We start from the raw sequence: 26128 nt of genomic DNA, 5'->3' as shown, positions 1-26128 counted from the left end.
GTGCCATGCCCCCGGCAAGCGCGCCCGCCTGATTTCCGCTGTACTCTGCCCCCATGAAAGCCTCTCAATTCTTCATCTCCACCTTCAAAGAAGCTCCGGCCGACGCCGAAGTGGTCAGCCACAAGCTCATGATGCGTGCAGGTCTGATCAAACGCTTGGGCGCGGGTGTCTACAACTACATGCCCATGGGCCTGCGCGTGATCCGCAAGGTCGAAGCCATCGTGCGCGAAGAGATGAACCGCGCGGGTGCGGTTGAAATCGCCATGCCCGTCGTTCAGCCGGCCGAGCTGTGGCAGGAAACCGGCCGCTTCGAGAAGATGGGCCCCGAGCTGCTGCGCATCCAGGACCGCCATGGCCGTGACTTCGTGATCCAGCCAACGAGCGAGGAAGTGGTCACCGACATCGCACGCCAGGAACTTCGCAGCCACAAGCAGTTACCCAAGAATCTCTACCAGATCCAGACCAAGTTCCGGGACGAGCGCCGTCCGCGCTTCGGCCTGATGCGTGGCCGCGAATTCATCATGAAGGACGCCTACAGCTTCGACAAGAGCCGCGACGCGGCCCAGCTGAGCTACCAGAACATGCGCCAGGCCTATCAGCAGATCTTCGATCGCTTCGGCCTGCGCTACCGCGCCGTGCGCGCCGACAGCGGCGCGATCGGCGGCGACCTGAGCGAGGAATTCCAGGTCATTGCCGCGACCGGCGAAGACGCGATCGTCTACTGCCCCGACAGCGATTACGCCGCCAACCTCGAGAAGGCCGAAGCGCTGGCCCCCACGGCTGAACGCCCCGCCGCGACCCTGGCGCTGAACAAGACCGCAACGCCGGGCAAGAGCACCTGCGCCGATGTCGCCGAGCTGCTGGGCGTGCCGCTGGCCACGACCGTGAAGTCGCTGGTGCTGGCCACCGACGAACTCGACGACAAGGGCGTGCTGGTCAAGAGCCAGGTCTGGCTGCTGCTGCTGCGCGGCGACCACGACATGAACGAGATCAAGGTCGCCAAGGTGCCTGGCCTCGACGCGGGCTTTCGCTTCGCGACCCAGGCCGAGATCGAAACGCACTTCGGCTGCAAGCCCGGCTACCTGGGCCCTCTGAACCTGTTGCAGCCCGTGAATCTGGTCGTCGACCGCGACGTCGCGGTGATGGGCGACTGGATCTGCGGCGCGAACGCCGAAGGTTTCCACATGACCGGCGTGAACTGGGGCCGTGACCTGCCCGAGCCGACGGTCGTTGCCGATCTGCGCAATGTGGTGGCCGGTGACGCATCGCCCGACGGCAAGGGTCAGCTCGCGATCGAGCGCGGCATCGAAGTCGGCCATGTGTTCTACCTGGGCGACAAGTACTCCAAGGCCATGAACGCCACGTTCCTGGCCGACAACGGCAAGCCCGCGTTCTTCGAGATGGGCTGTTACGGCATTGGCGTCACGCGCCTGCCGGCCGCGGCCATCGAGCAGAACCACGACGAGCGCGGCATCATCTGGCCCGACGCGATCGCGCCTTTCACCGTGGTGCTGTGCCCCATCGGCATGGCGCGCAGCGAAGCCGTGCAGGCGACGGCCACCGGCCTGTATGACGCGCTGATCGCGCTGGGCGTGGACGTGATCCTCGACGACCGCGACGAACGCCTGGGTGCAATGCTTGCCGACTGGGAGCTGATCGGCGTGCCGCACCGCGTGGTGATTTCCGACCGCGGCCTCAAAGAGGGCACGGTCGAGTACCAGCACCGCCGCGAGACCGAAGCCAGCAAGGTCGCGCAGGACGGCATTCTCGACCACCTCAAGGCGCGACTGGGCCTGTGATGCCCACCGGCCGCACCGCTGCACCCCTGCCGCGGTCCGCGGCCGCAGGGCTGCGCCGGCGTGGCCTGCTGGCCGCGCTGCCGGCGTGGCTGGCCCTGCCTGCCCATGCGGGCGGGCAGCTCGAGGAACCGCTGGCCGATTCGGTGCGCACCGCGTTGCGCGCGGCGGTGGCCAGCGCCGGGCCGCCCGAGCTTGCGTTTGCCTCGACCGAAGCCAAGCTGTCTTACCTGCGCTGGCTGGCCGCGATGAGCGACCGGCTCTACCGGCGCAAGGCAGATGCCGATGTGCGACTTGAATTCCTGCAGACCGTCTGGTATGAGTCGCGGCGCGCGGGCCTCGACGTGAGCCTGGTGCTGGGCCTGATCGAAGTCGAAAGCGCATTTCGCAAGTTCGCGATCTCCAGCGTGGGCGCGCGCGGCTACATGCAGATCATGCCGTTCTGGATGCGCGTGATCGGCGATGGCGACGCGGGCAAGCTGTTCCACATGCAGACCAATCTGCGCTTTGGCTGCGTGATCCTGCGCCATTACCTCGACCGCGAACGCGGCGACATGTTCATGGCGCTGGGCCGCTACAACGGCAGCCGCGGCAAGCCGCCTTATCCGAACGCGGTGTTTGCGGCGCAGCGCAGGTGGCTGTTCGATCCCGCGGGCCGCGCCTGATCAGGCTGGCGCAGCCGCTGCGGGCGGAGCATCGGTATCGATGCGCGAAACCATCACCTGGTCGATGCGATAGCTGTCCACGTCAAGCACCTCGAACTTGTAGCCGCCCCAGTTCACGCTGTCGGTGCGCCGCGGCACGCGGCGCAGCATGACCATCAGGAAGCCGCCCAGTGTTTCGTACTCCTGGTCATGCGGCAGGGAGTCGAGCGACAGCGCGCGCAGCACGTCCTGGATCGGTGTCACGCCGTCGATCAGCCAGGAGTTGGCGTCGCGGCGCACGATCTGTTCTTCGTCGTCCATGTCGACCATGTCGCCCATGACCGTGCTCATCACGTCGTTGAGCGTGACCACGCCCACCACCAGGCTGTACTCGTTGAGGATGATCGCAAAGTCTTCGTGCACCTGGCGGAACTGGTCCAGCACTTCGGTCAGCGTCAGCCGGTCGGGAACGACCAGCGCCTTTTGCACCAGCGTGTCGTCGCGCAGCGAGATCGGCTGGTTGGTCAGCGCGCGCTGGAACAGGTCCTTGGCGTCGACATAGCCGACCACATGGTCGATGTCGCCTTCGCAGACCGGGTAGGTCGAAAACGGCTCGGCGGCGATGCGCAGCCGCACCACTTCCTCGGAGTCGTCGCGCAGGAAGTAGGCAATCCGCTCGCGCTGGGTCATGGCCGAGGACACGGTGCGCGAGTCGAGTTCGAACACATTGGCGATCATCTGCTGCTCGCGCTGGCCCATCATGCCGGTGCGCGCGCCGGCTTCGGTCATGGCCAGGATGTCGTCGGACGTGATGCGCTCGTCGCGCTGGGTCGGCAGCTTGAGCAGCCTGAAGAAGCCGTCGGTGGTGCGACTGTAGAGCCAGACGATGGGCTTGAACAGCGTCATGCAGGTCTGCATGGGCCCGACCACGCGCAGCGCCACGGTTTCCGACTCGGCCATGCTCAGGCGCTTGGGGATCAGGTCGGCGAAGACGATGAACAGCGAAGTGATGATGAAGAAGGACGACAGAAAGCCCAGGGTAGCGGCCGTGGTCGGCGAGAACCACAGTTCGAGCGCGCGCGTGAAATAGGGGCTGAAGGCGCCTTCGCCGACGATGCCGCCGAGGATGGCAATCGCGTTCTGTCCAATCTGTACCACCGTGAAATAGTAGCCCGGCTGGTCCTGCATGCGCATCACGCGATCGGCGCGGGCGTCGCCTTCGTCAGCCATCTGTCGCAGCCGCAGGCGCCGGGAGGCGGCCAGCGAGATTTCGGCCATCGAGAAAAAGGCGCTGACAGCAATCAGCACGGCAATGGTGAACAGACTTTGGGACAGACTCATAGGCAAAAGAACGAAAAGCTGCGAAAAGGGCCTCGCAGCAGGGCCATGGCTGGCATTGCATCATAAAAGATGCCAACTCCTTGAAGGAGGCCGCCGCACACACGAAAAATCACCCGGCAGCTTCACCGGCTGCGCAAGGTCCGCCGTTGCCCAAGAGGGGCCTGGCGGCAAAAAGCCGCCCGAAGGCGGCTTGGTGGTTGTCAGCGCAGGCTCAGGCCTTGCTGTCCAAAATTTGCTGGAGTTCGCCGGATTCGTACATCTCCATCATGATGTCCGAGCCGCCGATGAACTCACCCTTGACGTAGAGCTGGGGAATGGTCGGCCACTGGCTGTATTCCTTGATGCTCTGGCGGATTTCCTGGTCTTCGAGCACGTTCACCGTGGCGATGGTCTTGGTGTCGACGCCGCAGGCCTTGAGGATTTGCAGTGCGCGGCCGGAAAAGCCGCACTGCGGGAAGCTCGCGTTGCCTTTCATGAACAGCAGGATGTCGTTGGTCTTGACGAGGTCGTCGATGCGTTGGTGGGTATTGCTCATGGTTGGCTCCAAAGGGGGGGGCGGCCGCTTGTGCGGCAGGGGGTACACCCGTGATTATTTCACTGTCTGTCCAGATCCGTCATGCACCCGCCGGTGCAACGGGCAATGCCGGCCAGATCGTTGCGGCTTTGCACGGCGGCAAAACCCGCGGCGCGCAGCAATGCCTGCACGGCCGGCGCCTGGTCCCAGCCATGCTCGATCAGCAGCCAGCCGCCGGGCGCAAGGTGTGCGGGCGACTGTTCGATGATCGCACGGATGTCGGCCAGCCCGTCCGCGCCGCTGGCCAGTGCGCACAAAGGCTCGTGCGTCAGAGCGGCGAGGTGCGGGTCATCGGCGGCGATATAGGGCGGGTTGCTCACGATCGCGTCGAATAACTGGCCGGGCGCGAGCGCCTGCAGCCACGAGCCCTGGGCGAACTGCACATGCAAGTCGAGGCTGTGCGCATTGCCCCGGGCAACGGTCAGCGCATCGGCGCTTGCATCCACGGCCCAGACGCTGGCGTCGGGGCGCTGCTGCTGCAGCGCCAGCGCAATCGCGCCGCTGCCCGTGCCCAGGTCGACGATGCGCGGCGCATTCCAGTCGGCCAGCACTTCGAGCGCCCAGTCGACCAGGGTTTCGGTGTCGGGGCGCGGGTCGAGCACGCGCGCATCGATCTGCAGCGCCAGGCCGTAGAACTCCTTGCGGCCCGTGAGATAGGCCACGGGCTCGCCCGCCAGGCGCCGTGCGGCCAGCGCGTCGAATGCCTGCTGCTGTTCTGGCGTGAGTGCGTCGGTATCGTGCGTCAGCAGCCAAGCGCGGCCGGCATCGGGCCGGCCCACCGCATGCAGCAGCAGCAACTGGGCATCGATGCGCGACAGACCGGCCTGCTGGGCCTGGCGCAAAGCTTGTTCATTTGTCATAGGAATGGGTCATCCATGGCGTTCGCATTGTGCACAGCCTTCGAAACTGGCGTGTCCCAAAGCCAGCGACACCGAGCAAGGGCCGCCCCGCAGCGATGGTGTCGTCCCCCTGGGGGGAAGCGGCGCAGCCGCTCAGGGGGGTCAAGTGTTGACTTCCAGCTCGGCGAGCTGTTCGGCTTCGCGCGCGTGCTGCAAGGCCTGCAGCACGTCGCCCATGTCGCCTTCCATGATGTACAGCAGCTTGTAGAGCGTGAGGTTGATGCGGTGGTCGGTGAAGCGGCCCTGGGGGAAGTTGTAGGTGCGGATGCGGTCGGAGCGGTCGCCGCTGCCGATCAGCCCCTTGCGCTGGGCGGCCTCCTTGGCCGCGCGTTCGCTGCGCTCCTTTTCCTGGATGCGCGCCTGCAGCACCTGCAGTGCCTTGGCCTTGTTGGCGTGCTGGCTGCGTCCGTCCTGGCATTCGGCGACGATGCCCGTGGGCAGGTGGACCACGCGCACCGCGGAATCGGTCTTGTTGATGTGCTGGCCGCCGGCGCCGCTGGCGCGGAAGGTGTCTATGCGCAGGTCGGCCGGGTTCAGCGTGATCGCCTGGGCTTCGTCGGGCTCGGGCATGACGGCCACGGTGCAGGCGCTGGTGTGGATGCGGCCCTGGGTCTCGGTCGCGGGCACGCGCTGCACGCGGTGGCCGCCGGACTCGAAGCGCAGCTTGCCATAGACCTGGTCGCCGGAGACATGCAGCACGATTTCCTTGTAGCCGCCGACTTCGTTCTCGTTGGCGCTCATGACTTCGACCTTCCAGCCCACGCTGTCGCAGTAGCGCGTGTACATGCGCGCCAGATCGGCGGCGAACAGCGCCGACTCGTCGCCGCCCGTGCCGGCGCGGATTTCGAGGTAGGCATCGCGCGCATCGTCAGGGTCCTTGGGCAGCAGCAGGCGCTGCAGCTCGTCTTCGAGCTGGGCCAGTTCGGCCGTGGCGCTGGCGATTTCCTCCTGCGCCATGTCGGCCATTTCGGGGTCTTCGCGCATTTCCTGCGCTGCGGCCAGGTCGGCCTCGCGCTGCTCATAGCGCGCGTAGCGCCCGGCCACAGCCGTGACCTCGGCATGCTCGCGCGAAATCTTGCGGTACTGGGCCATGTCGCTCATGATGTCTTCGCGCGACAGCAGGAAGTCGAGTTCCTCTAGGCGCTGGGCGAAACGTTGCAGCTGGCTGCGGAGAAAATTTTGCATGGCGGGGAGCGGTTGTGCGCTATGCAGGGCATAGCTGAAAAGGGGGCTGCACCATCAGTGCGGTACCGGCGCGCGGCTGGCGAGACGTGGCCGGCGAGGCGCGGCCAGGCAGGCGCGCGACCGGGAGCGCCGCTAGAGCGCGTTCTTGTCGCCCTGCGAGCGCAGGAACAGCCGCGAGACGGCTTGAACGGTCTGGGCACGCTGCTGCGCGTCGCCCGAATGCAGTTCGGTCATGGTGCCGTGCAGCATCTTCTGCGTCAGGCCGCGCGACAGCGCTTCGAGCACGGCGTCCATGTCTTCGCCCTTGGCCAGGCGCTTCTTGGCGCGTGCGATTTCCGCGGCGCGCCAGGCATCGGTCTGCGCGTGCAGTTGCTGGATCAGCGGCACAACGCCGCCTTGCGGGCTGCGCTGGTCCATCCAGTGCAGAAAGCTCTGCACGCCAGTGTCGATGATGGCTTCGGCCTGGGCCACGGCGGCCTGGCGGTGGGCCTGGGCGGTCTGCACCACATGCGCCAGATCGTCCACGGTGTAGAGATAGACGTCACGCAGCGCCTTGACTTCGGGTTCGATGTCGCGTGGCACGGCCAGGTCGACCATGAACATGGGCCGGTGCTTGCGTTTCTTCAGCGCGCTCTCGACCGCGCCCAGTCCGATGATGGGCAGGCTAGAGGCCGTGCAGCTGATCACCGCGTCGTATTCGTGCAGGTGGTCGGGCAGCTCGGACAGGCGCATCACTTCGGCGCCGAAGCGTGCGGCCAGTTTCTCGCCGCGCTCCATGGTACGGTTGGCGATCGTGATGTGCTGTGGATTCCTGGCCGCGAAATGCGTGGTCGCGAGCTCTATCATTTCGCCCGCGCCGACAAACAGGATGCGAATCTTGCCCAGGTCTTCGAACAGCTGGCCGGCCAGGCGCACGGCGGCCGCGGCCATGCTGATGCTGTGCTCGCCGATCTCGGTCGAGCTGCGCACTTCCTTGGCGACGGCAAAGCTGCGCTGGAACAGCTGGTTGAGCGTGGTGCCCAATGCACCCGCGGTTTCGGCGGCGCGCACGGCGTTCTTCATCTGGCCGAGGATCTGCGCTTCGCCCAGCACCATCGAGTCAAGGCCGCTGGCAACGCGAAACGCATGGCGCGCGGCCAGGCCTTCTTCCAGTTGATAGGAGTGCGAGCGCAGCACCTCGGGGCTCACGCCGCCGCTGCGCGCGAGCCAGTCGAGCGTGTGGGCAATGGCCGGGGTGTTGGCCGCGCAGTAGATTTCGGTGCGGTTGCAGGTCGACAAAATGGCGGTTTCAACGCCGTCGTGCCGGCCACTGCTTGCCAAAGACTGGCGCAGGCCTTGCAGCGTCGGTGCGATCTGGTCGAGCGCAAACGCAAAACGACCCCGCAAATCAAGCGGAGCCGTGTGGTGGTTGATGCCTAAAGCCCAGACTGCCATAGACTGAGATTATAAAATTTATGCGCCAACTTGGCATCCTCTGCTTTCATAAGCCTTGATTTAGGTCATCTGCCATGGGTTTTCCCGCCGCGCTCGCGCATCTGCTGAACTTTTTCGCCCCGGCCCTGGTGCTCGCGCTGGGGCTGGCCGTAGCTGCCCGCTTCATCGTATCGAAAGCATCCCATATTACTGGCTGGTGGGCACAGGTAGCTATCAATTTCGCTGTCGGTGGTGGCGTGCTGCTGGGCGGGCTGGTCTGGTTCGGGCACGATGGCAAGCTCGCCACCTATGCGGCGCTGGTGCTGTCATGTGCTTGTTGCCAGTGGGTTCTCTCGGGCGCCTGGCGGCGCTGATACGACCGGGTGGTCGTGCCCCGACGCGGCCTGTTTGAGCAGCCATTCGCGGAAATCGAGCAGCGCCGGCGTCGGTGTGCGGCCTGCGGGCCGGCATAGAAAGTAGCCGCGTTCGATCTGCACGGCCTGGTCGATCGCGACCACGATGCGGCCCGCGGCCAGGTCGTCCTCGATCAGGCAGCGCTGGACCACGGCCACGCCCATGCCCGCAATCACCGCCTGCACCAGCATGGACACCAGCTCGAAGTCGGCGGCCGGCGCGGGCACTTCGCCTTCGCAGCCGGCATGTGCGCACCACTGGGCCCAATTGCCCTGGTAATTGGTATGCGCGAGCAGCGGGCGGCGCAGCAGGTCGGCAGGCGTGCGTATGGCCTGGGTGCCCAGCAGGTCCTGAGGGCGGCAGATTGGCACGAGTTCGCGCCCGACGATGTAGTCGGCCGCGATATGCGCGGGCCAGGGGTTCTGGCCTATGCGCAGCCAGCCGTCGATCTCCGGCGCGTTGACCGGGTCGTCGCGGCGGTAGGGCGCGAAAGACAGCATGACGCCGGGAAAGTGCGCGTTGAAGTCGGGCAGCCGCGGGATCAGCCAGTGGCTGAACAGCGTGGGCGTGACCGACAGGCGCAAGTGCGTGCCGGCATGCGGGCGGCGCAGCTGGGCCGACGCCGATTCGATGGTCACGATGGCCGGGCCCACCGCGTCAAGGTAGGCCCGCCCGGCAGCCGTGAGCACGCTGCGCCGGCCATGGCGCTCGAACAGTGCCAGCCCGAGGTGCTCTTCGAGCCGGGCGATCGCGCGGCTGATCGCGCCCTGGGTGACATGCAGATTGTCGGCCGCGAGCGAGAAGTTGCCCAGGCGCGCCGCGGTTGAGAAAGCGTGCAATTCGGAGAGGGAAGGGGAGTGCATGCGCATGGCGCGGGCAATTATGACGGTTGGTAATAGTTGCGTGTCATTTTGTCTCTTTTCGCGGGCGCGCAGTCTGCCCAGAATCAGCGTTTTCGAACCACATCCCCCGAGAGGATTTCCCATGGCCCTGCGTAGAACCCTGTTGTCCAGCCTTGCAGCCTGCGCTGCGACCGCCTTGCTGGCGCCCCTGGCCCATGCCCAGGCCGATTACCCCAACCGCCCGTTGCGTCTGATCGTGCCGTTCGGCGCCGGCGGTTCGACGGACATGGTGGCGCGCCTGCTGGCCGACAAGATGGGCCAGGTGCTGGGCAAGGCCGTGGTGGTCGAGAACCGCGGCGGCGCAGGCGGCTCCATCGGTGCCGATGCGATCGCCAAGGCCGCGCCCGATGGCTACACCATAGGCATGGCGACCGTGTCCACGCACGGCTCGAACCCGGCCATCATGGCCAAGCTGCCCTATGACGCCGTCAAGGACTTCGCGCCCATCACCAACGTGATGTCCGTGCCCAGCGTGTTCGTGATCCATAACAGCGTGCCGGCCAGGACCATGCAGGAATTCATCGCGCTGACCAAGGCCGAGCCCGGCAAGTACACCTTTGCCTCGCCCGGCAGCGGCTCGCTGGGCCATGCGAACATCGAGAACTTCATGAATCTGGCGGGCATCAACATGCTGCACATCCCCTACAAGGGCGCGGGCCAGGCGATCAACGACGCGCTCGCCGGCCAGGTCACGGCGATGACCGACAACCTGCCATCGACGCTGGTGCACATCAAGTCCGGCAAGCTGCGCCCGCTGGCCGTGCTCGCGCTCAAGCGCAGCGAGGTGCTGCCCGATGTGCCCACCTATACCGAGCTGGGCTTCCCCGGCATGGGCGACGGCGGCTGGTTCGGCCTGGTCGCGCCTGCGGGCACGCCCCCGGCCATCATCGCCAAGCTCAATGCCGCGGCGCACAAGGTCATGGCCATGCCCGACTACCTGGAGAAGCAAAAAGGCATTTCGGGTGAATCCATGGGCAATACGCCGGCCGAGTTCAGCCGCCAGATCACCGCCGCCATCGACCGCTACACGGCCGTTGCCAAGCGCGCCAACATCAAGCTGGATTGATGTCCGCGCCTGACTTCCTGCAGCCCCGCCCGGACACCCCGGTCGAGGTGTTCGCGCCGACCGCGCGCGCCCTGCCGCTGGTCTGCGACTCGCCGCACAGCGGCACCGCCTACCCGGCTGATTTCGGCCACTGCGTCGAGATGGCGCTGCTGCGCCGCGGCGAAGACACCGATGTGCACAGGCTCTGGCAGCGCTGGCCCGCGCATGGCGCGACGCTGCTCGCGGCGACGTTTCCGCGCACCTATATCGATGTCAACCGTTCCGCCGACGACATCGATCCGGCGCAGCTGGCCACGGCCTGGCCGTCGCCGCTCGCGCCCAGCGTCAAGACCCGCCAGGGGCTGGGCCTCATCTGGCAGCGCATCATCCGCGACGGCCAGCCCACGCCGCTTTACGACCGCCAGCTCAGCGTGGCCGAAGTGCAGTCGCGGCTGCAGGGCTACTGGCAGCCCTACCACGCGGCGCTGCGGCAGGCGATAGACGACAGCGTCGCGCGTTTCGGCGGCGTCTGGCACCTGAACCTGCATTCGATGCCCAACGACGTCTACCGGCGGCTGGGCCGCACGGATGCCACGCTGGCCGACTTCGTGCTCGGCGACCGCGACGGCACGACCTGCGCGCCGGAGTTCATCCGCCTCGTGGGCGAGCTGCTGCAGGCCGGTGGCTACAGCGTGGCCTACAACGAGCCGTACAAGGGCGTGGAGCTGATAGGCCGCATAGGCCAGCCGCAACTCCACCGCCACAGCCTGCAGATCGAGATCCGCCGCCCCATCTATATGGACGAGGACACGCGCGCGCCGAATGCCGGCTTCGCGCCGCTGCAGGCGCATCTGGACAAGGTGATGCAGGGTGTGGCCGAGTATGTGCGGGCCCAATTGCCTTTGTCTGGCATGGCCTGATTTGACGGCGTCCATGAAAAATCCAGGCCATGGCCTGGATTTTTGTTTGTGTGATGCCCTTCGACAAGCTCAGGGCGAACGGGAGGTGGAGGCTCACCACGAACGTTTGAGCTCGGGCATGACCGCAAAAGATCCGTTCGGGCTGAGTCCTGAGCCCGTCGAAGGATCGAAGCCCCGGTATTCGTCCAGCTGATGGAGAACGAACAGCCGGGGCAGTTTCAGGCGGCAGGGCTGAACAGATCCACCCGGTCGCTGATGATGCCGTCCGTGCCCAGGTCGAGCAGCCGCTGCACGGCCCATTCGTCGTTGACGGTATAGCTGAGGCAGCGCATGCCCAGGCCATGCACCTGTGCCACGCGTGCGGCATCCCACAGCGCGTGGTTGAAGACCATGGCCACGCAGTCCAGGTCTTGCGCGATCTGGAAATCGGCATCGTCTGCGGCGAACTTGTCGACCAGCAGGGCGCGCGGGATATGCGGCGCGGCTTCCCTGGCGGTCTGCAGCGCTTCGGGCTTGAACGAGCTGAACAGGGGCTGGACGGCGTCGCGCGGCCAGATGCGGGTCATCAGTTCGGCGACGATGCGGCCGGTCTCGGCTTCCTGGCCGGGCGTGGGCTTGATTTCCACGTTGAGGCACAAATGGTTGGCCAGGCACCAGCGTGCCAGCGCCTCGAGCGTGGGCAGGGCTTCGCCGGCGTAGGCGCGCGAATGCCAGCTGCCGGCGTCTAGCCGGGCGATCTCGCCCATGGTCAGGTTGCTGCCCGTGCCCTGGCCGTTGGTCGTGCGCTCCAGCGTGGCGTCGTGCAGCAGGAAGGGCACGCCGTCGCTGCTGAGCTTGGCGTCGCATTCGAACATGCGCCAGCCATGGGCCGCGCCCAGGCGGAAGGCGCTCATGGTGTTCTCGGGGGCGAGCTTTCCGGCGCCGCGGTGGGCAATCCAGCGGGGATAGGGCCAGGAGGTCGAGGGGGCGGTCATCGCTAATCCATTAAAAATGACGGGGAACGTAAAAAGAGAGCCACTCGGGCTCTCTTGCGGGGTGCAGTTAGATGCGTTTTCCAGTCTCTGCATTGAACCAGTGCAGTCGGCGTTCTTCGCGCGGCTGGATGCGGATGGTGTCGCCGGCCTTGGGGAAGGCATGGGCTTCCTCGATGCGCACGGTGACCATTTCACCGCCCACGGTGCCGTAGACCAGGCGCTCGGCGCCCAGCAGTTCGACGGTGATGATTTCCATCTCCCAGCCGCCGCTGGCCACGATGTCGATGTGCTCGGGGCGTATGCCCAGGATCTGGCCGGCCTTGCCGCCGGGCGCGTTCTTCAGCAGGTTCATGGGCGGCGAGCCGATGAAGCTGGCGACAAAGGTCGTGGCCGGGGTGTTGTAGACCTCTTCGGGCGTGCCGAACTGGTCCATCACGCCGCCGTTCATCACGATCATGCGCTGGGCCAGGGTCATGGCTTCGACCTGGTCATGGGTCACGAACAGGCTGGTGATGCCCAGCTCGTTGTGCAGCTTCTGGATTTCGATGCGGGTCTGCGCGCGCAGCTTGGCGTCGAGGTTGGACAGCGGCTCGTCGAACAGGAACACCTTGGGCTGGCGCACGATGGCGCGGCCCATGGCGACGCGCTGGCGCTGGCCGCCCGAGAGCTGGCGTGGCTTGCGGTCGAGCAGGTGGCCCAGCTCGAGGATCTTCGCGGCCTTGTCGACGCGCTGCTTGATCTCGTCGACGGGCACCTTGGCGATCTTCAGGCCGTAGGCCATGTTTTCGAAGTTCGTCATGTGCGGGTACAGCGCGTAGTTCTGGAACACCATCGCGATATCGCGCTGGGCCGGCTCCAGGTTGTTGACCACGCGGTCGCCGATGGAGATGTCGCCGCCGGAAATTTCTTCCAGGCCGGCAATCATGCGCAGCAGCGTCGACTTGCCGCAGCCCGAAGGGCCGACGATGACGATGAATTCGCCGTCCTGGATCTCGGCGTTGACGCCGTGTATCACGGGAATTGCGGTCTTGCCGCTGCCGTAGCGCTTGACGACGTTCTTGAGGGTAATGGATGCCATGAGAGTATTCGTTCAGATCGTTCAGAGGTTCAAAAGGAGCGGATGCTGGGCTTATTTCTCGGTGTCCACCAAGCCCTTTACGAACCACTTTTGCATCAACATCACCACCGCCGCGGGCGGCAGCATGGCGATGATGGCGGTGGCCATCACGATGTTCCAGTCCACGGCGGCTTCACCGCCGGCGAGCATGCGCTTGATACCGATGACCACCGGGTACATGTCTTCGCTGGTAGTCATCAGCAGTGGCCACAGGTACTGGTTCCAGCCATAGATGAACTGGATCACGAACAGTGCGGCGACCGAAGTCTTGGACAGCGGCACCAGCACGTCCTTGAAGAAGCGCATGGGGCCGGCGCCGTCGATGCGCGCGGCTTCGACCAGCTCGTCCGGCACCGTCAGGAAGAACTGGCGGAACAGGAAGGTGGCCGTGGCCGAGGCGATCAGCGGCAGCGTGAGACCCGCGTAGGTGTTGAGCATGCCCAGTTCCGCCACGACCTTGTAGGTCGGCAGGATACGCACTTCCACGGGCAGCATCAGCGTCAGGAAGATGGCCCAGAAGCACAGCATCTTGAACGGGAAGCGGAAGTAGACGATGGCGAAAGCCGACAGCAGCGAAATCGCGATCTTGCCGACGGTGATCACCATGGCGGTCACGAAGCTGACCCACATCATGTGCATGACGTTGGTGTTCGAGCCCAGCTTGCCCGAGCCGAACAGCGCGGCCTGGTAGTTGTCCCAGAGGTGTGCGCCGGGCAGCAGTGGCATGGGGGACTGGACGATCGCATCCGCGGTGTGCGTGGACGCGACGAAGGCCAGGTACAGGGGGAAGGCCACGATCAGCACGCCCACGATCATCACGAAGTGGGAGAAGATTGTGATCCAGGGACGGCGGTCAACCATGGCAGGGCTCCAGATTCAAAACAGGTGCGGTGAAGGAGGTAGTCATCAGTACTGCACCTTCTTTTCGACGTAGCGGAACTGCACCACGGTCAAGGCCACGACGATGATCATCAGGATCACCGACTGGGCGGCAGAGCTGCCCAGGTCCAGCGCCTTGAAGCCGTCCTGGTAGACCTTGTAGACCAGGATGGAGGTCGACTGACCCGGGCCGCCGGCCGTTGCTGCGTCGATGATGCCGAAGGTGTCAAAGAACGCGTAGACGATGTTGATCACCAGCAGGAAGAAGGTGGTCGGCGACAGCAGGGGCAGCTGGATGTTCCAGAACCGGCGCCAGGGGCCGGCACCGTCGATGGACGCGGCCTCGATCAGCGATTTCGGAATCGACTGCAGGCCGGCCAGGAAAAACAGGAAGTTGTACGAGATCTGCTTCCACACCGACGCCAGAACCACCAGCGCCATGGCCTGGTTCTCGTTCATGATGTGGTTCCAGTTGTAGCCCAGCTCGCCCAGGTAGTGGGCGACGACGCCCAGCGAGGGAGAGAACATGAACATCCACAGCACACCGGCAATCACCGGCGCCACGGCGTAGGGGACGATCAGCAGCGTCTTGTAGATCATGGCCGCGCGCACGATGCGATCGGCAAAGATCGCCAGGCCCAGCGAGACCGTGATACCCAAGCCCGCCACCAGCACCGAGAACAGGGCGGTGCGCATGAAGGAGTTGAGATAGGTCGGATCGTTGAGCAGGTTGGTAAAGTTCTCCAGGCCCACCCATTCGGTGCTCATGCCAAAGGCATCTTCGATCTGGAACGACTGGAGTACTGCCTGGGCCGCGGGCCAGAAGAAGAAGATGCCAATGACCAGCAATTGGGGCATCAGCAGCGCCCAGGGCAGCCATGTCGAGCGGAAAAGTACGCGTTTTTCCATGGGATTCACAAACAAAAAAAACCGCCGAACCCCTTTGATGGAATTCGGAGGATTGGAAGGCGCCGGCCACCTTGGGTGTGAAAAGCGAATCTAAACGAACCGAGTCGAAGCGCTTAATCCAGCGAATATGCGCGTATTGTGCCTAGCTGGCAGCCGCTGTGCCAGCGTAAAACCCGCTATATCGTCAAATATAGGGGTTTAGCCTTGTATAAATTGCTTACTTCTTGTTGGCGCGCTCGAAACGCACCAGCAATTCATCGCCACGCTTGACGATGGAGTCCAGCGCGTCCTTGCCCGACTTCTTGCCGCTCCAGACCTGTTCGAGTTCTTCGTCCTCGATGGTGCGGATCTGCACGTAGTTGCCCAGACGGATGCCGCGCGAGTTGTCGGTGACCGTGCGGATCATCTGTTGCACGGCCACGTCGGTGCCGGGATTCTTCTCGTAGAAGCCCGACTTGTTGGTCAGGTCATAGGCTGCCATGGTGATGGGCAGGTAGCCGGTGCGCTGGTGGCTGGCGGCCTGGACCTTGGTCTGCGACAGGAAGTCGAAGAATGCAGCCACGCCCTTGTACTCGGCAGGCTTCTTGCCGGCCATGACCCACAGCGATGCGCCGCCGATGACGGTGTTCTGCGGAGCACCCTTGACGTCGGGGTAGTAGGGCAGGGGAGCGAGTGCGTAGGCAAACTTGGCGTTCTTCGCCACGTCGCCGTAGAAGCCCGACGAGGTCTGGATCATCGCGCATTCACCGGAGGTGAACGAGGCCTGTGCGGTCGAGGCACGGCCCTTGTAGACGAATTCGCCCGCGGCGGCAGCCTTGCCCAGGTTGTCGATGTGCTTGACGTGCAGCGGCGAGTTGACCTTCATGCGCGCGTCCATGCCGCCCAGGCCATTGGCCTTGGTGGCGAATTCGACGTTGTGCCAGGTCGAGAAGCTCTCGAGCTGGGTCCAGCCTTGCCAGGCCAGCGTCATCGGGCAGCTGTGGCCGCTGGCCTTGAGCTTCTTGGCGGCTTCGAACACTTCGGGCCAGGTCTTGGGTGCCACGTCGGGGTTCAGGCCGGCCTTCTTGAAAGCGTCCTTGTTGTAATAGAAGATCGTGGTCGAGCTGTTGAACGGGAAGCTCAGCATCTGGCCGTTGGGCGCGGTGTAGTAACCGGCCACGGCGGGGATGTAGGCCTTGGGGTCGAAGTTCAGGCCGGCGTCGGTCATGATCTTGCCCACGGGCACGGTCGCGCCCTGGGACGCCATCATGGTCGCGGTGCCGACTTCGAACACCTGCAGGATGTGGGGTGCGTTGCCCGAGCGGAAAGCGGCGATCGCGGCCGTCATGCTTTCATCGTAGACACCCTTGAAAGTAGGAACGACCTTGTATTCCTTTTGGCTTTCATTGAACTGCTTGGCCAGGTCGGTGACCCACTCGTTGTTCACCGCCGTCATCGAATGCCACCACTGGATTTCGGTTTGGGCTTGGGCGGAAACGCAGGTGGCAGCAATGGCTGCAGCGATGGCCAATGGTTTGAAATTCATGAAAACTCCTCGAATCGAGACGAAAGAACAATCCGCCCATGCTAGGTGCAGGGCATGACAGATTTGTGTCATGGATTGTGCGCATATGCCGCGTGTCACATCAACGCGTAAACCCGCAACCGGCCGGGCTGGCCAAGGATTCGTCGCAAGAATGTGAAAGAAACGTAACGCGGGCGAAATTGCATTCTAGGGCACGGCTCCGGGCTGATCCGCGCGTAAATATAGGGGAAACACCAATTGCTGGGACGTCGATTCTTTTCCTTTTGACGCGTTTTTGGTTGCTGCAAACGCCCGCGGCGCCGGGGGCCATCGCCAGTGCGGATGCATCAAGTAACAGTGCGCGGCTTAAAATCTCCATCCCCATGGCAAAGGGCGTACAAAACGCCCAACACGGTCCACCCCATGAACTTTCCGATTGCGCAGGCCGCCTTGTTGGCCAAGGCTGCCGAACCTGCCCGTCTCCGAGAAATCCCCTACAACTACACCTCGTTCTCCGACAGGGAGATCGTGATCCGGTTGCTGGGCACGTCCATGTGGGACGTGTTGAACCAGCTGCGCGAAGAGCGCCGCACGGGCCGCTCTGCACGCATGCTCTACGAGGTGCTCGGAGATATCTGGGTGGTGCAGCGCAATCCCTATCTGCAGGATGACCTGCTCGACAACCCCGAGCGCCGCAAGTCGCTGGTCGACGCGCTGCAGCACCGCCTTGCCGAAGTCGACAAGCGCCGCGAGCCCGGCATAGACGCCGAGCGCGATGTGCTGGTCGGCCAGCTGGTCGAAGCCGCGCGCGGCGCGATCGCCGAGTTCGACACTACCTTCGAAGCCGCCACCGAACTGCGCCGGCGCGTGCAGCGCACGCTGCGCCGCCTCACGGCCAAGGACAACATCAAGTTCGACGGACTCTCGCGCGTGAGCCACGTCACCGACGCCACCGACTGGCGCGTCGAGTACCCGTTCGTGGTGCTGACGCCCGACACCGAGGCCGAGATGGCCGGTCTGGTCAAGGGCTGCATCGAGCTGGGGCTGACCATCATTCCGCGCGGAGGCGGCACGGGCTACACCGGCGGCGCGATTCCGCTGACCTGGCGCAGCGTGGTGATCAACACCGAGAAGCTCGAAGCCATGACCGAAGTCGAGATGCTGCGCATTCCGGGCCAGGCCCAGGAAGTGGGCACGATCTGGACCGAAGCCGGCGTGGTGACGCAGCGCGTGGCCGATGCGGCCGAGCGCGGCGGCTTCGTGTTCGCCGTCGACCCCACATCTGCCGAAGCCTCGTGCATAGGCGGCAATGTCGCGATGAACGCCGGCGGCAAGAAGGCCGTGCTGTGGGGCACGGCGCTCGACAACCTGGTCAGCTGGCGCATGGTCACGCCCGATGCGCAGTGGCTCGAAGTCACGCGCACCGACCACAACATGGGCAAGATCCACGATGTCGAGGTCGCGACGTTCGAGCTGCGCTACTTCGAGGCCGACGGCAAGACGCCGGTGCGCAGCGAGACGCTGAGCATTCCCGGCAAGAGCTTTCGCAAGGAAGGCCTGGGCAAGGACGTGACCGACAAGTTCCTGTCGGGCCTGCCGGGCATACAGAAAGAGGGCTGCGACGGCCTGATCACCAGCGCGCGCTGGGTCGTGCACCGCATGCCCCAGCACACGCGCACGGTCTGCATGGAGTTCTTCGGCAACGCCAAGGACGCCGTGCCCAGCATCGTCGAGATCAAGGACTTCATGTTCGCCGAGCAAAAGCGCTCGGGCGTGCTGCTGGCCGGCCTCGAGCATCTCGACGACCGCTACCTCAAGGCCGTGGGTTACGCGACCAAGAGCAAGAAGGGCAATGGCCATCTGCCCAAGATGGTGCTGCTCGGCGACATCGCCGGGGACAACGCCGACGACGTGGCACGCGTCGCGGCCGAAGTGGTGCGCATCGCGAATTCGCGCAATGGCGAAGGCTTCACCGCGGTGAGCGCCGAGGCACGCAAGAAGTTCTGGCTGGACCGCAAGCGCACCGCTGCGATCTCGCGCCACACCAACGCCTTCAAGATCAATGAAGACGTGGTGATTCCGCTGCCGCGCATGGCCGAGTACACCGACGGCATCGAGCGCATCAACATCGAGCTGAGCCTGCGCAACAAGATCGCGCTTTGCGACGCGCTGCACGACTTCTTCGCCCACGGCAATCTGCCCCTGGGCAAGCAGGACGACGCGGGCGAGATTCCTTCGGCCGAGCTGCTCGAGGACCGGGTCCAGCAGGCGCTGGAGCTGGTCGACGGCGTGCGCGCGCAATGGGCCGGCTGGCTCGCCGATGTCGAAACGCTGTTCCCCGAACTGCAGGACCACGGCCTGCGCGCGAGCTGGAAGACCCAGATCCGCGCGCCGCTGGCGCAGATCTTCTCGGGCGGGGCGTTCAAGCCCATCCTCGACGAAGCCCAGGCCATACACCAGAAGGTGCTCAAGGGCCGCGTCTGGGTGGCGCTGCACATGCATGCCGGCGACGGCAACGTGCACACCAACATCCCGGTCAACAGCGACAACTACGAAATGCTGCAGACCGCGCACGAAGCCGTGGCGCGCATCATGGTGCTCGCGCGGCGTCTGGACGGCGTGATCTCGGGCGAGCATGGCATAGGCATCACCAAGCTCGAGTTCCTCACCGACGAAGAGCTCGCGCCGTTCGCGGCCTACAAGCAGCGCGTCGACCCCGAAGGCCGCTTCAACAAGGGCAAGCTGATCCGCAATGCGCATCTCACGGCGGGCGAGCTGCGGCACGACGGCCATGCGACGCGCGAATCGCTGATGTATTCGGACCTAACCAACGCCTACACCCCGAGCTTCGGGCTGATGGGCCACGAGTCGCTGATCATGCAGCAGTCGGACATCGGCGCGATCGCCGACTCGGTCAAGGACTGCCTGCGCTGCGGCAAGTGCAAGCCGGTCTGCGCCACGCATGTGCCGCGCGCCAACCTGCTCTACAGCCCGCGCAACAAGATTCTCGCGACCTCGCTGCTGGTCGAGGCCTTCCTCTACGAGGAGCAGACGCGGCGCGGCGTGTCGATCAAGCACTGGCAGGAATTCGAGGACGTGGCCGACCACTGCACGGTCTGCCACAAGTGCTTCAACCCCTGCCCGGTCAAGATCGACTTCGGCGACGTGACCATGAACATGCGCAACCTGCTGCGCAAGATGGGCAAGAAGAGCTTCAATCCGGGCAACAAGCTCACGATGACGTTCCTCAACGCGACCAATCCGGACACCATCAAGCTCATGCGCAAGGCCATGGTCGGCGTGGGCTTCAAGGCCCAGCGCATGGCCGTGGACATTCTCAAGGCCGTGAGCCGCAAGCAGACCGCGCGTCCGCCGTCGACCGTGGGCAAGGCGCCGATCAAGGAGCAGGTGATCCACTTCATCAACAAGAAGTTGCCCGGTGGCCTGCCCAAGAAGACCGCGCGCGCGCTGCTGGACATCGAGAACAAGGATTACGTTCCCATCATCCGCAACCCGCAATCGACCAACGCCGATACCGAGGCGGTGTTCTACTTCCCCGGTTGCGGCTCGGAGCGCCTGTTCAGCCAGGTGGGCCTGGCCACGCAGGCCATGCTGTGGCATGCGGGCGTGCAGACCGTGCTGCCGCCGGGCTATCTGTGCTGCGGCTACCCGCAGCGCGGCAGCGGCCAGTTCGATGTCGCCGACAAGATGATCACCGACAACCGCGTGCTGTTCCACCGCGTCGCCAACACGCTCAACTACCTCGACATCAAGACCGTGGTGGTGAGCTGCGGCACCTGCTACGACCAGCTCCAGGGCTATGAGTTCGACAAGATCTTCCCCGGCAGCCGCATCATCGACATCCACGAGTTCCTGCTCGAGAAGGGCATCACGCTGGGCCAGGCCGGAGGCTATCTGTACCACGACCCCTGCCACACGCCGATGAAGCTGCAGGACCCGATGAAGACCGTCAAGGGCCTGATGGGCGACCAGGTGCTCAAGAGCGAGCGCTGCTGCGGCGAATCCGGCACGCTGGGCGTGAGCCGTCCCGACATCTCGACGCAGATCCGCTTCCGCAAGGAGGAAGAACTGCTCAAGGGCCAGGCGCAGCTCAAGGCTGCGGGTGCGCTGGACGCCCAGGACAACGTCAAGATCCTGACCAGCTGCCCGAGCTGCCTGCAGGGCCTGAGCCGCTACGGCGACGACCTGCAAAACGGCCTGCTCGAAGCCGACTACATCGTGGTCGAGATGGCGCGCAAGATCCTGGGCGAGAACTGGATGCCCGAGTACGTCGAGCGTGCCAACGCCGGCGGCATCGAACGGGTGCTGGTATGAACGACAGCGGTTGCGTGCTCTGCACCACGCCGGGCGGGGCCCTGGTCTGGCAGGGCGCGCGCGTGCGCGTCATCCGTGCCGACGAGCCGGGTTTCCCGGCGTTCTACCGCGTGGTCTGGACGGACCATGTCGCGGAATTCTCCGACCTGTCGCCGGCGGAGCGGGGCCTGTGCATGGACGTGGTGGCCGCGGTCGAGCGCGTCTTGCGCGCGCAGCTGCAGCCGACCAAGATCAATCTCGCGGCGCTGGGTAACATGGTGCCGCACCTGCACTGGCATGTGGTTGCGCGCTTTGACTGGGACAGCCACTTTCCGGCGCCGATCTGGGCCGCGGCCCAGCGCGAACGCACACTGGAGCAGGAAGCCGCGCTGGCTGCGCGCCTGCCCGAAGTCGATGCGCTGTTGGCTGCGGCACTGCAGCCCTGGTCTTGAACATAGAAAAGGTGACGACATGGCAGGCTTGAAGCCCGGAATCCCGACCCCCGAATCCCTCACCGTGCATGGCGCCTCGCGCGTGCTCGAAGTCGGCTATTCCGATGGCGCGCAGTTCCGTCTGCCGTTCGAGCTGCTGCGCGTGTATTCGCCCTCGGCCGAAGTCCAGGGCCACGGCCCGGGCCAGGAAGTGCTGCAGTACGGCAAGCGCAACGTGGAGATCGTTGCCGTCGAGCCCGTGGGCAACTACGCGATCAAGCCGATCTTCAGCGATGGCCATGAGAGCGGGCTGTTCACCTGGGTCTATCTCTATGAGCTGGGCACCGAACAGGAGCAGCGGTGGGCGCAATACCTGCAGCGGCTGGAGGCGGCGGGCGTGGACAGGGATACGCCCATGCCGGGCAAGTCCGCCGGACACGGCTGTTCGAGCCACTGAAGCCTTGCTGGCGCGCGCGGCGCCTACGGACAATCCCTGGTCCGGCGTGTCGAGGATGCTATATTAATAGTAGCTTCGGCCGCAGTTTCAGCCTGCGCCGCAGATGATTTTTCCATTGAGCTGCAGGCCTGGCAAGCCCTGCGACGCCACGGGGTTGTCGCTGTACGCCAGACGCATGCTCGGCTTAGCATTGATGGCATATGAGCACCACACATTTCGGTTTCGAGACGGTCGACGAACAGGAAAAGGCGCGCCATGTGCGCGGCGTCTTTGATTCGGTCGCGTCCAAGTACGACGTCATGAACGATTTGATGTCGGGCGGCATGCACCGCGCCTGGAAGGCCTATACCGTCATGGTGGCCAACCTGCGCGAAGGCAGCAAGGTGCTCGATATTGCCGGCGGCACGGGCGACCTGTCGCTGGCGTTTTCCAAGAAGGTCGGCGCCAGCGGCGAAGTCGTGCACACCGACATCAACGAAGCCATGCTGCGCGTGGGCCGCAGCCGGCTGATCGACAAGGGCGTGCTGCTGCCGACCCTGGTCTGCGATGCCGAGCAGCTGCCGTTTCCCGATGCGCATTTCGATGTGGTGAGCGTGGCCTTCGGCCTGCGCAACATGACGCACAAGGACGCGGCGCTGCGCGAGATGTGCCGCGTGCTCAAGCCCGGCGGCCGGCTGCTGGTGCTCGAGTTCTCGCGCGTCGCCAAGCCGCTGACCAAGGCCTATGACTGGTATTCGTTCAAGGTGCTGCCCACGCTGGGCAAGCTGGTCGCGGGCGATGACGCGAGCTACCGTTATCTGGCCGAATCGATACGCATGCACCCCAGCCAGGATGAACTCAAGGCGCTGATGAAGCAGTGCGGCTTCGGCCATGTCGACTACCACAACATGACGGGCGGCATCGTGGCGCTTCATGTGGGTATCAAGTGCTGAGTAGGATAGAGACGAGACACGCCGCAATCCCGGGCGTATGTAAAACGAACAACGGAAGGAAGATGACATGATGAAGCTCTGGTCGGTAGTACTGGTGGCAATGCTGTCGGTGGTGCATCTGGATGCCGACGCCAGGCGCATGGGCGGCGGCAAGTCCATGGGCAAGCAATCGAGCAATGTGACGCAGCGTGATTCGGGCGCGACGCCTGGCAATTCCGCTGCGCCCACGCAGAATGCAAGCAACAATTCGGCTGCGGCCCGGCCCGGCGCTGCGCCGGCGGCGGCAGCGCCCAAGAAGCCCTGGGGCGCGATGCTCGGCGGCCTGGCCGCGGGCCTGGGCCTCGCCTGGCTGGCCAACTCGCTGGGCTTTGGTGAAGCGTTCGCCAACATGCTGATGTTCGGTCTGCTGGCGATGGCCATCATGGTCGTCGTGGGCATGGTGATGCGCGCGCGCAAGGCCAAGGCCGGCAACGTCAACGCGGCGCGCAGCCCGTTTGCCTTCCAGGGCGCAGGCGCTGGCGGTGCGGGCGATGTGCCCATGGCCCGCCAGTACAGCCCGGACAAGGTCGGCAACGATGCGTCGGCCCGTCCCTGGGAAAGCCAGGCCACGGCCTTCGAGCCGGCCGCGGCTTCGGCTTCGGGTTCGCTGATTGGCGCGGGCCTGCCTTCGAGCTGGAGCGTGCCCGAAGGCTTTGACGCCGAAGGTTTCCTCACGGCCGCGAAGAGCAACTTCGTGACCCTGCAGCAAGCCTGGGACCGTTCCGACATCAACAGCCTGCGCGCGATGATGACCGACGGCATGCTGTCGGAAATCCGCAGCCAGCTGGCCGAGCGTGAAGCCGAGCATCCCGGCGCGGTCAACCAGACCGACGTGCTGATGATCGAAGCCCAGTTGCTGGGCATCGAAGACCTGGGCGACGGCTACATGGCCAGCGTCGAGTTCTCCGGCATGATCCGCGAAGAAGCTTCGGCCAGCCCCAGCCCCTTCCGCGAAGTGTGGAATATGACCAAGACCAAGAGCGGCAACAGCGGCTGGCTGGTGGCCGGAGTGCAGGCTTTGCAGTAATTTCCACAAGGGCGCCCAGCAGAACCCGACGCAACGACGTCTCAAGGGTTTTGTGGGGCGCACTAACTAGGGAATAATCGGGGACTATGGCAACACAGTCCCCTTTTTCTTTCCTGAACGGCCTCCTGGAACGCGTTGTGTCAGGCCCGCAACTTCCTTCCTGGCTGGTGCACGAAGTGCAGCAGCGCACGGTGCTGTTCCTCAACCATGTGCTGATGCAGGAGAAAGCGGCGATGGAGCGTCTGGTGCGGCAAAAAGGCCGCGTCGCCCGCGTCCAGTGGCGCTCGTTCTCCATGGCGCTGGCGATCACGCCCGCCGGCCTGCTCGACCTGGCCGAAGCCGACGCCGTGCCTGATCTGCAGCTCGAAGTCGCCGACTCCTCGCCGCTGGCGCTGGCCCAGGCCGCGCTGCGCGGCGACAAGCCGGCGATCCGCATCGAAGGCGATGTGCAACTGGCTGCGGACATCAACTGGCTGGTCGACAACGTCCAGTGGGATATAGAGGAAGACCTGGCGCGCGTGATCGGCGACGCGCCCGCGCATACCGTGTCGCAGGTCGCGCGCAAGGCCACGCAGACGCTGCGCCAGTTCGTCGGCGCGCGTGGGGCACGGGCGACGGATGCAGGCGAGACGCATCCTGGGGACGCTGGCGGCCGGAATCTGCCATGAGCCGCTTGCTGCGTGGGGTGACCATCCTGTGGGTGGTGTTCCGGTACGGGCTCGATGAACTGGTGCTGTCCGGCTTCAAGCAGCCGTCGCTGCGCCTGCTCAGCCGGGTGCTGACCGTGGGCCGGCGTTTCCATACGCCGCGCGGCGTGCGCCTGCGCCAGGCGCTAGAGCAGCTCGGGCCCATCTTCGTCAAGTTTGGCCAGGTGCTGTCGACGCGCAGCGACCTGCTGCCGCCCGACGTGGCGCTCGAGCTCGCCAAGCTGCAGGACCGCGTGCCGCCGTTCGATCCCGAGATCGCGGTCGCGACCATCGAGCGCTCGTTCCAGCGGCCGCTGGCCGAGATCTTCGTGAGCTTCGATCGGCAGCCCGTGGCCAGCGCCTCGATCGCCCAGGTGCATTTCGCCGTGCTGCGCGACCGCCACGGCGTAGAGCACGAAGTGGCCGTGAAGGTGCTGCGCCCCGGCATGCTGGCGGTGATCGACAAGGACTTGCAGCTGATGCACATGATGGCGCGCTGGGTGGAGCGCCTGTCGGCGGACGCCAAGCGCCTCAAGCCGCGCCAGGTGATCGCCGAATTCGACACCTATCTGCACGACGAGCTCGACCTGATCCGCGAAGCCGCCAATGCCGCGCAGCTGCGCCGCAACATGGAAGGGCTGGACCTGGTGCTGATTCCCGAGATCCACTGGGATTTCTGCCATCCGCAGGTCATGGTCATGGAGCGCATGAAAGGCGTTCCCATCAGCCAAGTCGAGCGGCTGCGCGAAGCCGGCGTGGACATTCCCCAGCTCGCGCGCGATGGCGTGACGCTGTTCTTCACGCAGGTGTTTCGCGACGGCTTCTTCCACGGCGACATGCACCCGGGCAATATCCAGGTCAGCCTCGATCCGCAGACCTTCGGGCGCTACATCTCGATAGACTTCGGCATCGTCGGCACGCTCACCGAGTTCGACAAGGAATACCTCGCGCAGAATTTCACGGCGTTCTTCCGCCGTGACTACAAGCGCGTGGCGCAGCTGCATATCGAAAGCGGCTGGGTGCCGGCGACAACCCGCGTCGAGGAGCTCGAGTCGGCGATCCGTTCGGTCTGCGAGCCGTATTTCGACCGGCCGCTCAAGGAAATCTCGCTGGGCATGGTGTTGATGCGGCTGTTCCAGACCTCGCGGCGCTTCCAGGTCGAAATCCAGCCGCAGCTGGTGCTGCTGCAGAAGACCCTGCTCAACATCGAGGGCCTGGGCCGCCAGCTCGACCCCGACCTCGACCTGTGGAGCACGGCCAAGCCCTTCCTCGAGAAGTGGATGCTCGAACAGATGGGGCCGCAGCGTCTGTGGCGCGAACTGCGCAACGAGGCCCCGACCTATGCCAAGCTGCTGCCCGAGCTGCCGCGCCTGCTGTACCGCGCGCTGCACAACAACAACGACGACCAGAACAAGGCGCTGCAGGAGCTGGTCAGGGCCCAGCATCGGACCAACAGCCTGCTGCAGGCGCTGGTCTATGGCGGCGTGGGCTTTCTGCTAGGACTGCTGGTGATGCAGGTCCTGGCGCGCGTGCGGTTTTATTGAATCCCGCCTGCCGGAGGGATAGGCCCTTCGATCCTCGGGCAGGCTCAGAACCCAGGGCGAACGGGGGCCGCGCAGCCCCTGCTCGCAGGCCCGCCTTGTATGACGCCCCCATGGTTTTTCATTGCGCGCATCATTTGCACCACAGGTCTGGATGGAGGGTGCCTATTGCCTTGATAATCCGC

The 26128-nt window shown here is 64.9% G+C and carries 23 protein-coding genes; 12 read left to right on the top strand and 11 right to left on the bottom strand.

Going from position 1 to position 26128, the window contains the following annotated elements:
- Positions 1 to 53: 53 nt before the first annotated feature.
- Together GVL12_RS00930 and GVL12_RS00925 are read left to right on the top strand one after the other, a co-directional pair.
- Positions 54 to 1799 carry a proline--tRNA ligase gene (locus GVL12_RS00930; RefSeq protein ID WP_159910759.1) on the top strand — a complete coding sequence of 582 codons (1746 nt, stop codon included), beginning with the start codon at positions 54 to 56 and terminating at the stop codon, positions 1797 to 1799.
- Positions 1799 to 2461, top strand: coding sequence for a lytic transglycosylase domain-containing protein (locus tag GVL12_RS00925; protein WP_159910758.1), 663 nt, complete (start codon positions 1799 to 1801; stop codon positions 2459 to 2461). Before GVL12_RS00930 ends, GVL12_RS00925 begins: the two co-directional genes overlap by 1 nt.
- On the opposite strand, the gene GVL12_RS00920 is transcribed toward GVL12_RS00925, so the two are convergent.
- The 5 genes from GVL12_RS00920 to hemA form a co-directional block, all read right to left on the bottom strand.
- The gene (locus GVL12_RS00920) at positions 2462 to 3781 is read right to left on the bottom strand and encodes a hemolysin family protein (RefSeq protein WP_159910757.1); all 1320 of its coding nucleotides are present in this window, start codon (positions 3779 to 3781) and stop codon (positions 2462 to 2464) included.
- A 211-nt stretch (positions 3782 to 3992) separates the two neighbouring features.
- Complete coding sequence (grxD, locus tag GVL12_RS00915) at positions 3993 to 4316, bottom strand: Grx4 family monothiol glutaredoxin (RefSeq protein WP_159910756.1); 324 nt, start codon at positions 4314 to 4316, stop codon at positions 3993 to 3995.
- 59 nt (positions 4317 to 4375) lie between these two features.
- Positions 4376 to 5215 carry a peptide chain release factor N(5)-glutamine methyltransferase gene (gene prmC, locus GVL12_RS00910; protein ID WP_200843401.1) on the bottom strand — a complete coding sequence of 280 codons (840 nt, stop codon included), beginning with the start codon at positions 5213 to 5215 and terminating at the stop codon, positions 4376 to 4378.
- A 141-nt stretch (positions 5216 to 5356) separates the two neighbouring features.
- The gene (gene prfA, locus GVL12_RS00905) at positions 5357 to 6439 is read right to left on the bottom strand and encodes a peptide chain release factor 1 (protein ID WP_159910755.1); all 1083 of its coding nucleotides are present in this window, start codon (positions 6437 to 6439) and stop codon (positions 5357 to 5359) included.
- Positions 6440 to 6571: 132 nt separating this feature from the next.
- Entirely contained in the window at positions 6572 to 7873 is a 1302-nt protein-coding gene (hemA, locus tag GVL12_RS00900) for a glutamyl-tRNA reductase (protein ID WP_159910754.1), read from the bottom strand.
- A gap of 74 nt (positions 7874 to 7947) precedes the next feature.
- On the opposite strand from hemA, the gene GVL12_RS00895 reads away from it, so the two are divergent.
- The gene (locus GVL12_RS00895) at positions 7948 to 8226 is read left to right on the top strand and encodes a hypothetical protein (RefSeq protein ID WP_159910753.1); all 279 of its coding nucleotides are present in this window, start codon (positions 7948 to 7950) and stop codon (positions 8224 to 8226) included.
- Here the strand turns inward: GVL12_RS00895 and GVL12_RS00890 are convergent.
- Entirely contained in the window at positions 8179 to 9129 is a 951-nt protein-coding gene (locus tag GVL12_RS00890; protein WP_200843400.1) for a LysR substrate-binding domain-containing protein, read from the bottom strand. The two genes, GVL12_RS00895 and GVL12_RS00890, sit on opposite strands and share 48 nt — an antisense overlap.
- 121 nt (positions 9130 to 9250) lie before the next feature.
- Here GVL12_RS00890 and GVL12_RS00885 point away from each other — a divergent pair, with 121 nt between their 5' ends.
- Both GVL12_RS00885 and GVL12_RS00880 read left to right on the top strand, forming a co-directional pair.
- Positions 9251 to 10234, top strand: coding sequence for a tripartite tricarboxylate transporter substrate binding protein BugE (locus GVL12_RS00885; RefSeq protein ID WP_159910751.1), 984 nt, complete (start codon positions 9251 to 9253; stop codon positions 10232 to 10234).
- Positions 10234 to 11133 carry an N-formylglutamate amidohydrolase gene (locus GVL12_RS00880; protein WP_159910750.1) on the top strand — a complete coding sequence of 300 codons (900 nt, stop codon included), beginning with the start codon at positions 10234 to 10236 and terminating at the stop codon, positions 11131 to 11133. Before GVL12_RS00885 ends, GVL12_RS00880 begins: the two co-directional genes overlap by 1 nt.
- 218 nt (positions 11134 to 11351) lie before the next feature.
- Here the strand turns inward: GVL12_RS00880 and ugpQ are convergent, their stop codons facing one another.
- The 5 genes from ugpQ to ugpB all read right to left on the bottom strand — a co-directional run bounded on the left by ugpQ (position 11352) and on the right by ugpB (position 16537).
- Positions 11352 to 12107, bottom strand: a complete 756-nt coding sequence (ugpQ, locus tag GVL12_RS00875; RefSeq protein ID WP_159910749.1) for a glycerophosphodiester phosphodiesterase — start codon at positions 12105 to 12107, stop codon at positions 11352 to 11354.
- A 67-nt stretch (positions 12108 to 12174) separates the two neighbouring features.
- Positions 12175 to 13185: a sn-glycerol-3-phosphate import ATP-binding protein UgpC gene (locus GVL12_RS00870; RefSeq protein WP_159910748.1), complete on the bottom strand. Its 1011-nt coding sequence runs from the start codon at positions 13183 to 13185 to the stop codon at positions 12175 to 12177.
- A 51-nt stretch (positions 13186 to 13236) separates the two neighbouring features.
- Complete coding sequence (gene ugpE / locus GVL12_RS00865; RefSeq protein ID WP_159910747.1) at positions 13237 to 14085, bottom strand: sn-glycerol-3-phosphate ABC transporter permease UgpE; 849 nt, start codon at positions 14083 to 14085, stop codon at positions 13237 to 13239.
- Positions 14086 to 14130: 45 nt separating this feature from the next.
- Complete coding sequence (ugpA, locus tag GVL12_RS00860) at positions 14131 to 15012, bottom strand: sn-glycerol-3-phosphate ABC transporter permease UgpA (RefSeq protein ID WP_159910746.1); 882 nt, start codon at positions 15010 to 15012, stop codon at positions 14131 to 14133.
- A gap of 217 nt (positions 15013 to 15229) precedes the next feature.
- Positions 15230 to 16537, bottom strand: coding sequence for a sn-glycerol-3-phosphate ABC transporter substrate-binding protein UgpB (gene ugpB / locus GVL12_RS00855; RefSeq protein ID WP_159910745.1), 1308 nt, complete (start codon positions 16535 to 16537; stop codon positions 15230 to 15232).
- A gap of 402 nt (positions 16538 to 16939) precedes the next feature.
- On the opposite strand from ugpB, the gene GVL12_RS00850 reads away from it, so the two are divergent.
- The 7 genes from GVL12_RS00850 (at position 16940) to ubiB (ending at position 25946) form a co-directional block, all read left to right on the top strand.
- Entirely contained in the window at positions 16940 to 20851 is a 3912-nt protein-coding gene (locus tag GVL12_RS00850; protein ID WP_159910744.1) for an FAD/FMN-binding oxidoreductase, read from the top strand.
- Complete coding sequence (locus GVL12_RS00845; protein ID WP_159910743.1) at positions 20848 to 21282, top strand: HIT family protein; 435 nt, start codon at positions 20848 to 20850, stop codon at positions 21280 to 21282. The genes GVL12_RS00850 and GVL12_RS00845 overlap by 4 nt, the downstream gene beginning before the upstream one ends.
- Positions 21283 to 21301: 19 nt before the next feature.
- Positions 21302 to 21718, top strand: a complete 417-nt coding sequence (locus GVL12_RS00840; RefSeq protein ID WP_159910742.1) for a gamma-butyrobetaine hydroxylase-like domain-containing protein — start codon at positions 21302 to 21304, stop codon at positions 21716 to 21718.
- A gap of 200 nt (positions 21719 to 21918) precedes the next feature.
- Positions 21919 to 22650 carry a bifunctional demethylmenaquinone methyltransferase/2-methoxy-6-polyprenyl-1,4-benzoquinol methylase UbiE gene (gene ubiE, locus GVL12_RS00835; RefSeq protein ID WP_159910741.1) on the top strand — a complete coding sequence of 244 codons (732 nt, stop codon included), beginning with the start codon at positions 21919 to 21921 and terminating at the stop codon, positions 22648 to 22650.
- Between the two features lie 67 nt (positions 22651 to 22717).
- Positions 22718 to 23716 (top strand): Tim44 domain-containing protein, encoded by a 999-nt coding sequence (locus tag GVL12_RS00830; RefSeq protein WP_159910740.1) that lies wholly within the window; start codon positions 22718 to 22720, stop codon positions 23714 to 23716.
- A gap of 137 nt (positions 23717 to 23853) precedes the next feature.
- Positions 23854 to 24384 carry an SCP2 domain-containing protein gene (locus GVL12_RS00825; RefSeq protein WP_200843399.1) on the top strand — a complete coding sequence of 177 codons (531 nt, stop codon included), beginning with the start codon at positions 23854 to 23856 and terminating at the stop codon, positions 24382 to 24384.
- Positions 24381 to 25946: a ubiquinone biosynthesis regulatory protein kinase UbiB gene (gene ubiB, locus GVL12_RS00820; RefSeq protein WP_159910738.1), complete on the top strand. Its 1566-nt coding sequence runs from the start codon at positions 24381 to 24383 to the stop codon at positions 25944 to 25946. Before GVL12_RS00825 ends, ubiB begins: the two co-directional genes overlap by 4 nt.
- Positions 25947 to 26128 lie beyond the last annotated feature (182 nt).

Origin of the sequence: Pantoea sp. 18069 (assembly GCF_902706035.1) — a bacterium.
Taxonomy (GTDB): domain Bacteria; phylum Pseudomonadota; class Gammaproteobacteria; order Burkholderiales; family Burkholderiaceae_C; genus Comamonas.
Note: the sequence above shows the minus strand (reverse complement) of the source record. Positions and strands in the feature narration are given on the sequence as shown.

Coding starts and splice junctions, on each gene's coding strand:
- GVL12_RS00930 (WP_159910759.1), top strand. CDS start 54: ATGAAAGCCTCTCAATTCTTCATCTCCACCTTCAAAGAAGCTCCGGCC.
- GVL12_RS00925 (WP_159910758.1), top strand. CDS start 1,799: ATGCCCACCGGCCGCACCGCTGCACCCCTGCCGCGGTCCGCGGCCGCA.
- GVL12_RS00920 (WP_159910757.1), bottom strand. CDS start 3,781: ATGAGTCTGTCCCAAAGTCTGTTCACCATTGCCGTGCTGATTGCTGTC.
- grxD (WP_159910756.1), bottom strand. CDS start 4,316: ATGAGCAATACCCACCAACGCATCGACGACCTCGTCAAGACCAACGAC.
- prmC (WP_200843401.1), bottom strand. CDS start 5,215: ATGACAAATGAACAAGCTTTGCGCCAGGCCCAGCAGGCCGGTCTGTCG.
- prfA (WP_159910755.1), bottom strand. CDS start 6,439: ATGCAAAATTTTCTCCGCAGCCAGCTGCAACGTTTCGCCCAGCGCCTA.
- hemA (WP_159910754.1), bottom strand. CDS start 7,873: ATGGCAGTCTGGGCTTTAGGCATCAACCACCACACGGCTCCGCTTGAT.
- GVL12_RS00895 (WP_159910753.1), top strand. CDS start 7,948: ATGGGTTTTCCCGCCGCGCTCGCGCATCTGCTGAACTTTTTCGCCCCG.
- GVL12_RS00890 (WP_200843400.1), bottom strand. CDS start 9,129: ATGCACTCCCCTTCCCTCTCCGAATTGCACGCTTTCTCAACCGCGGCG.
- GVL12_RS00885 (WP_159910751.1), top strand. CDS start 9,251: ATGGCCCTGCGTAGAACCCTGTTGTCCAGCCTTGCAGCCTGCGCTGCG.
- GVL12_RS00880 (WP_159910750.1), top strand. CDS start 10,234: ATGTCCGCGCCTGACTTCCTGCAGCCCCGCCCGGACACCCCGGTCGAG.
- ugpQ (WP_159910749.1), bottom strand. CDS start 12,107: ATGACCGCCCCCTCGACCTCCTGGCCCTATCCCCGCTGGATTGCCCAC.
- GVL12_RS00870 (WP_159910748.1), bottom strand. CDS start 13,185: ATGGCATCCATTACCCTCAAGAACGTCGTCAAGCGCTACGGCAGCGGC.
- ugpE (WP_159910747.1), bottom strand. CDS start 14,085: ATGGTTGACCGCCGTCCCTGGATCACAATCTTCTCCCACTTCGTGATG.
- ugpA (WP_159910746.1), bottom strand. CDS start 15,012: ATGGAAAAACGCGTACTTTTCCGCTCGACATGGCTGCCCTGGGCGCTG.
- ugpB (WP_159910745.1), bottom strand. CDS start 16,537: ATGAATTTCAAACCATTGGCCATCGCTGCAGCCATTGCTGCCACCTGC.
- GVL12_RS00850 (WP_159910744.1), top strand. CDS start 16,940: ATGAACTTTCCGATTGCGCAGGCCGCCTTGTTGGCCAAGGCTGCCGAA.
- GVL12_RS00845 (WP_159910743.1), top strand. CDS start 20,848: ATGAACGACAGCGGTTGCGTGCTCTGCACCACGCCGGGCGGGGCCCTG.
- GVL12_RS00840 (WP_159910742.1), top strand. CDS start 21,302: ATGGCAGGCTTGAAGCCCGGAATCCCGACCCCCGAATCCCTCACCGTG.
- ubiE (WP_159910741.1), top strand. CDS start 21,919: ATGAGCACCACACATTTCGGTTTCGAGACGGTCGACGAACAGGAAAAG.
- GVL12_RS00830 (WP_159910740.1), top strand. CDS start 22,718: ATGATGAAGCTCTGGTCGGTAGTACTGGTGGCAATGCTGTCGGTGGTG.
- ubiB (WP_159910738.1), top strand. CDS start 24,381: ATGAGCCGCTTGCTGCGTGGGGTGACCATCCTGTGGGTGGTGTTCCGG.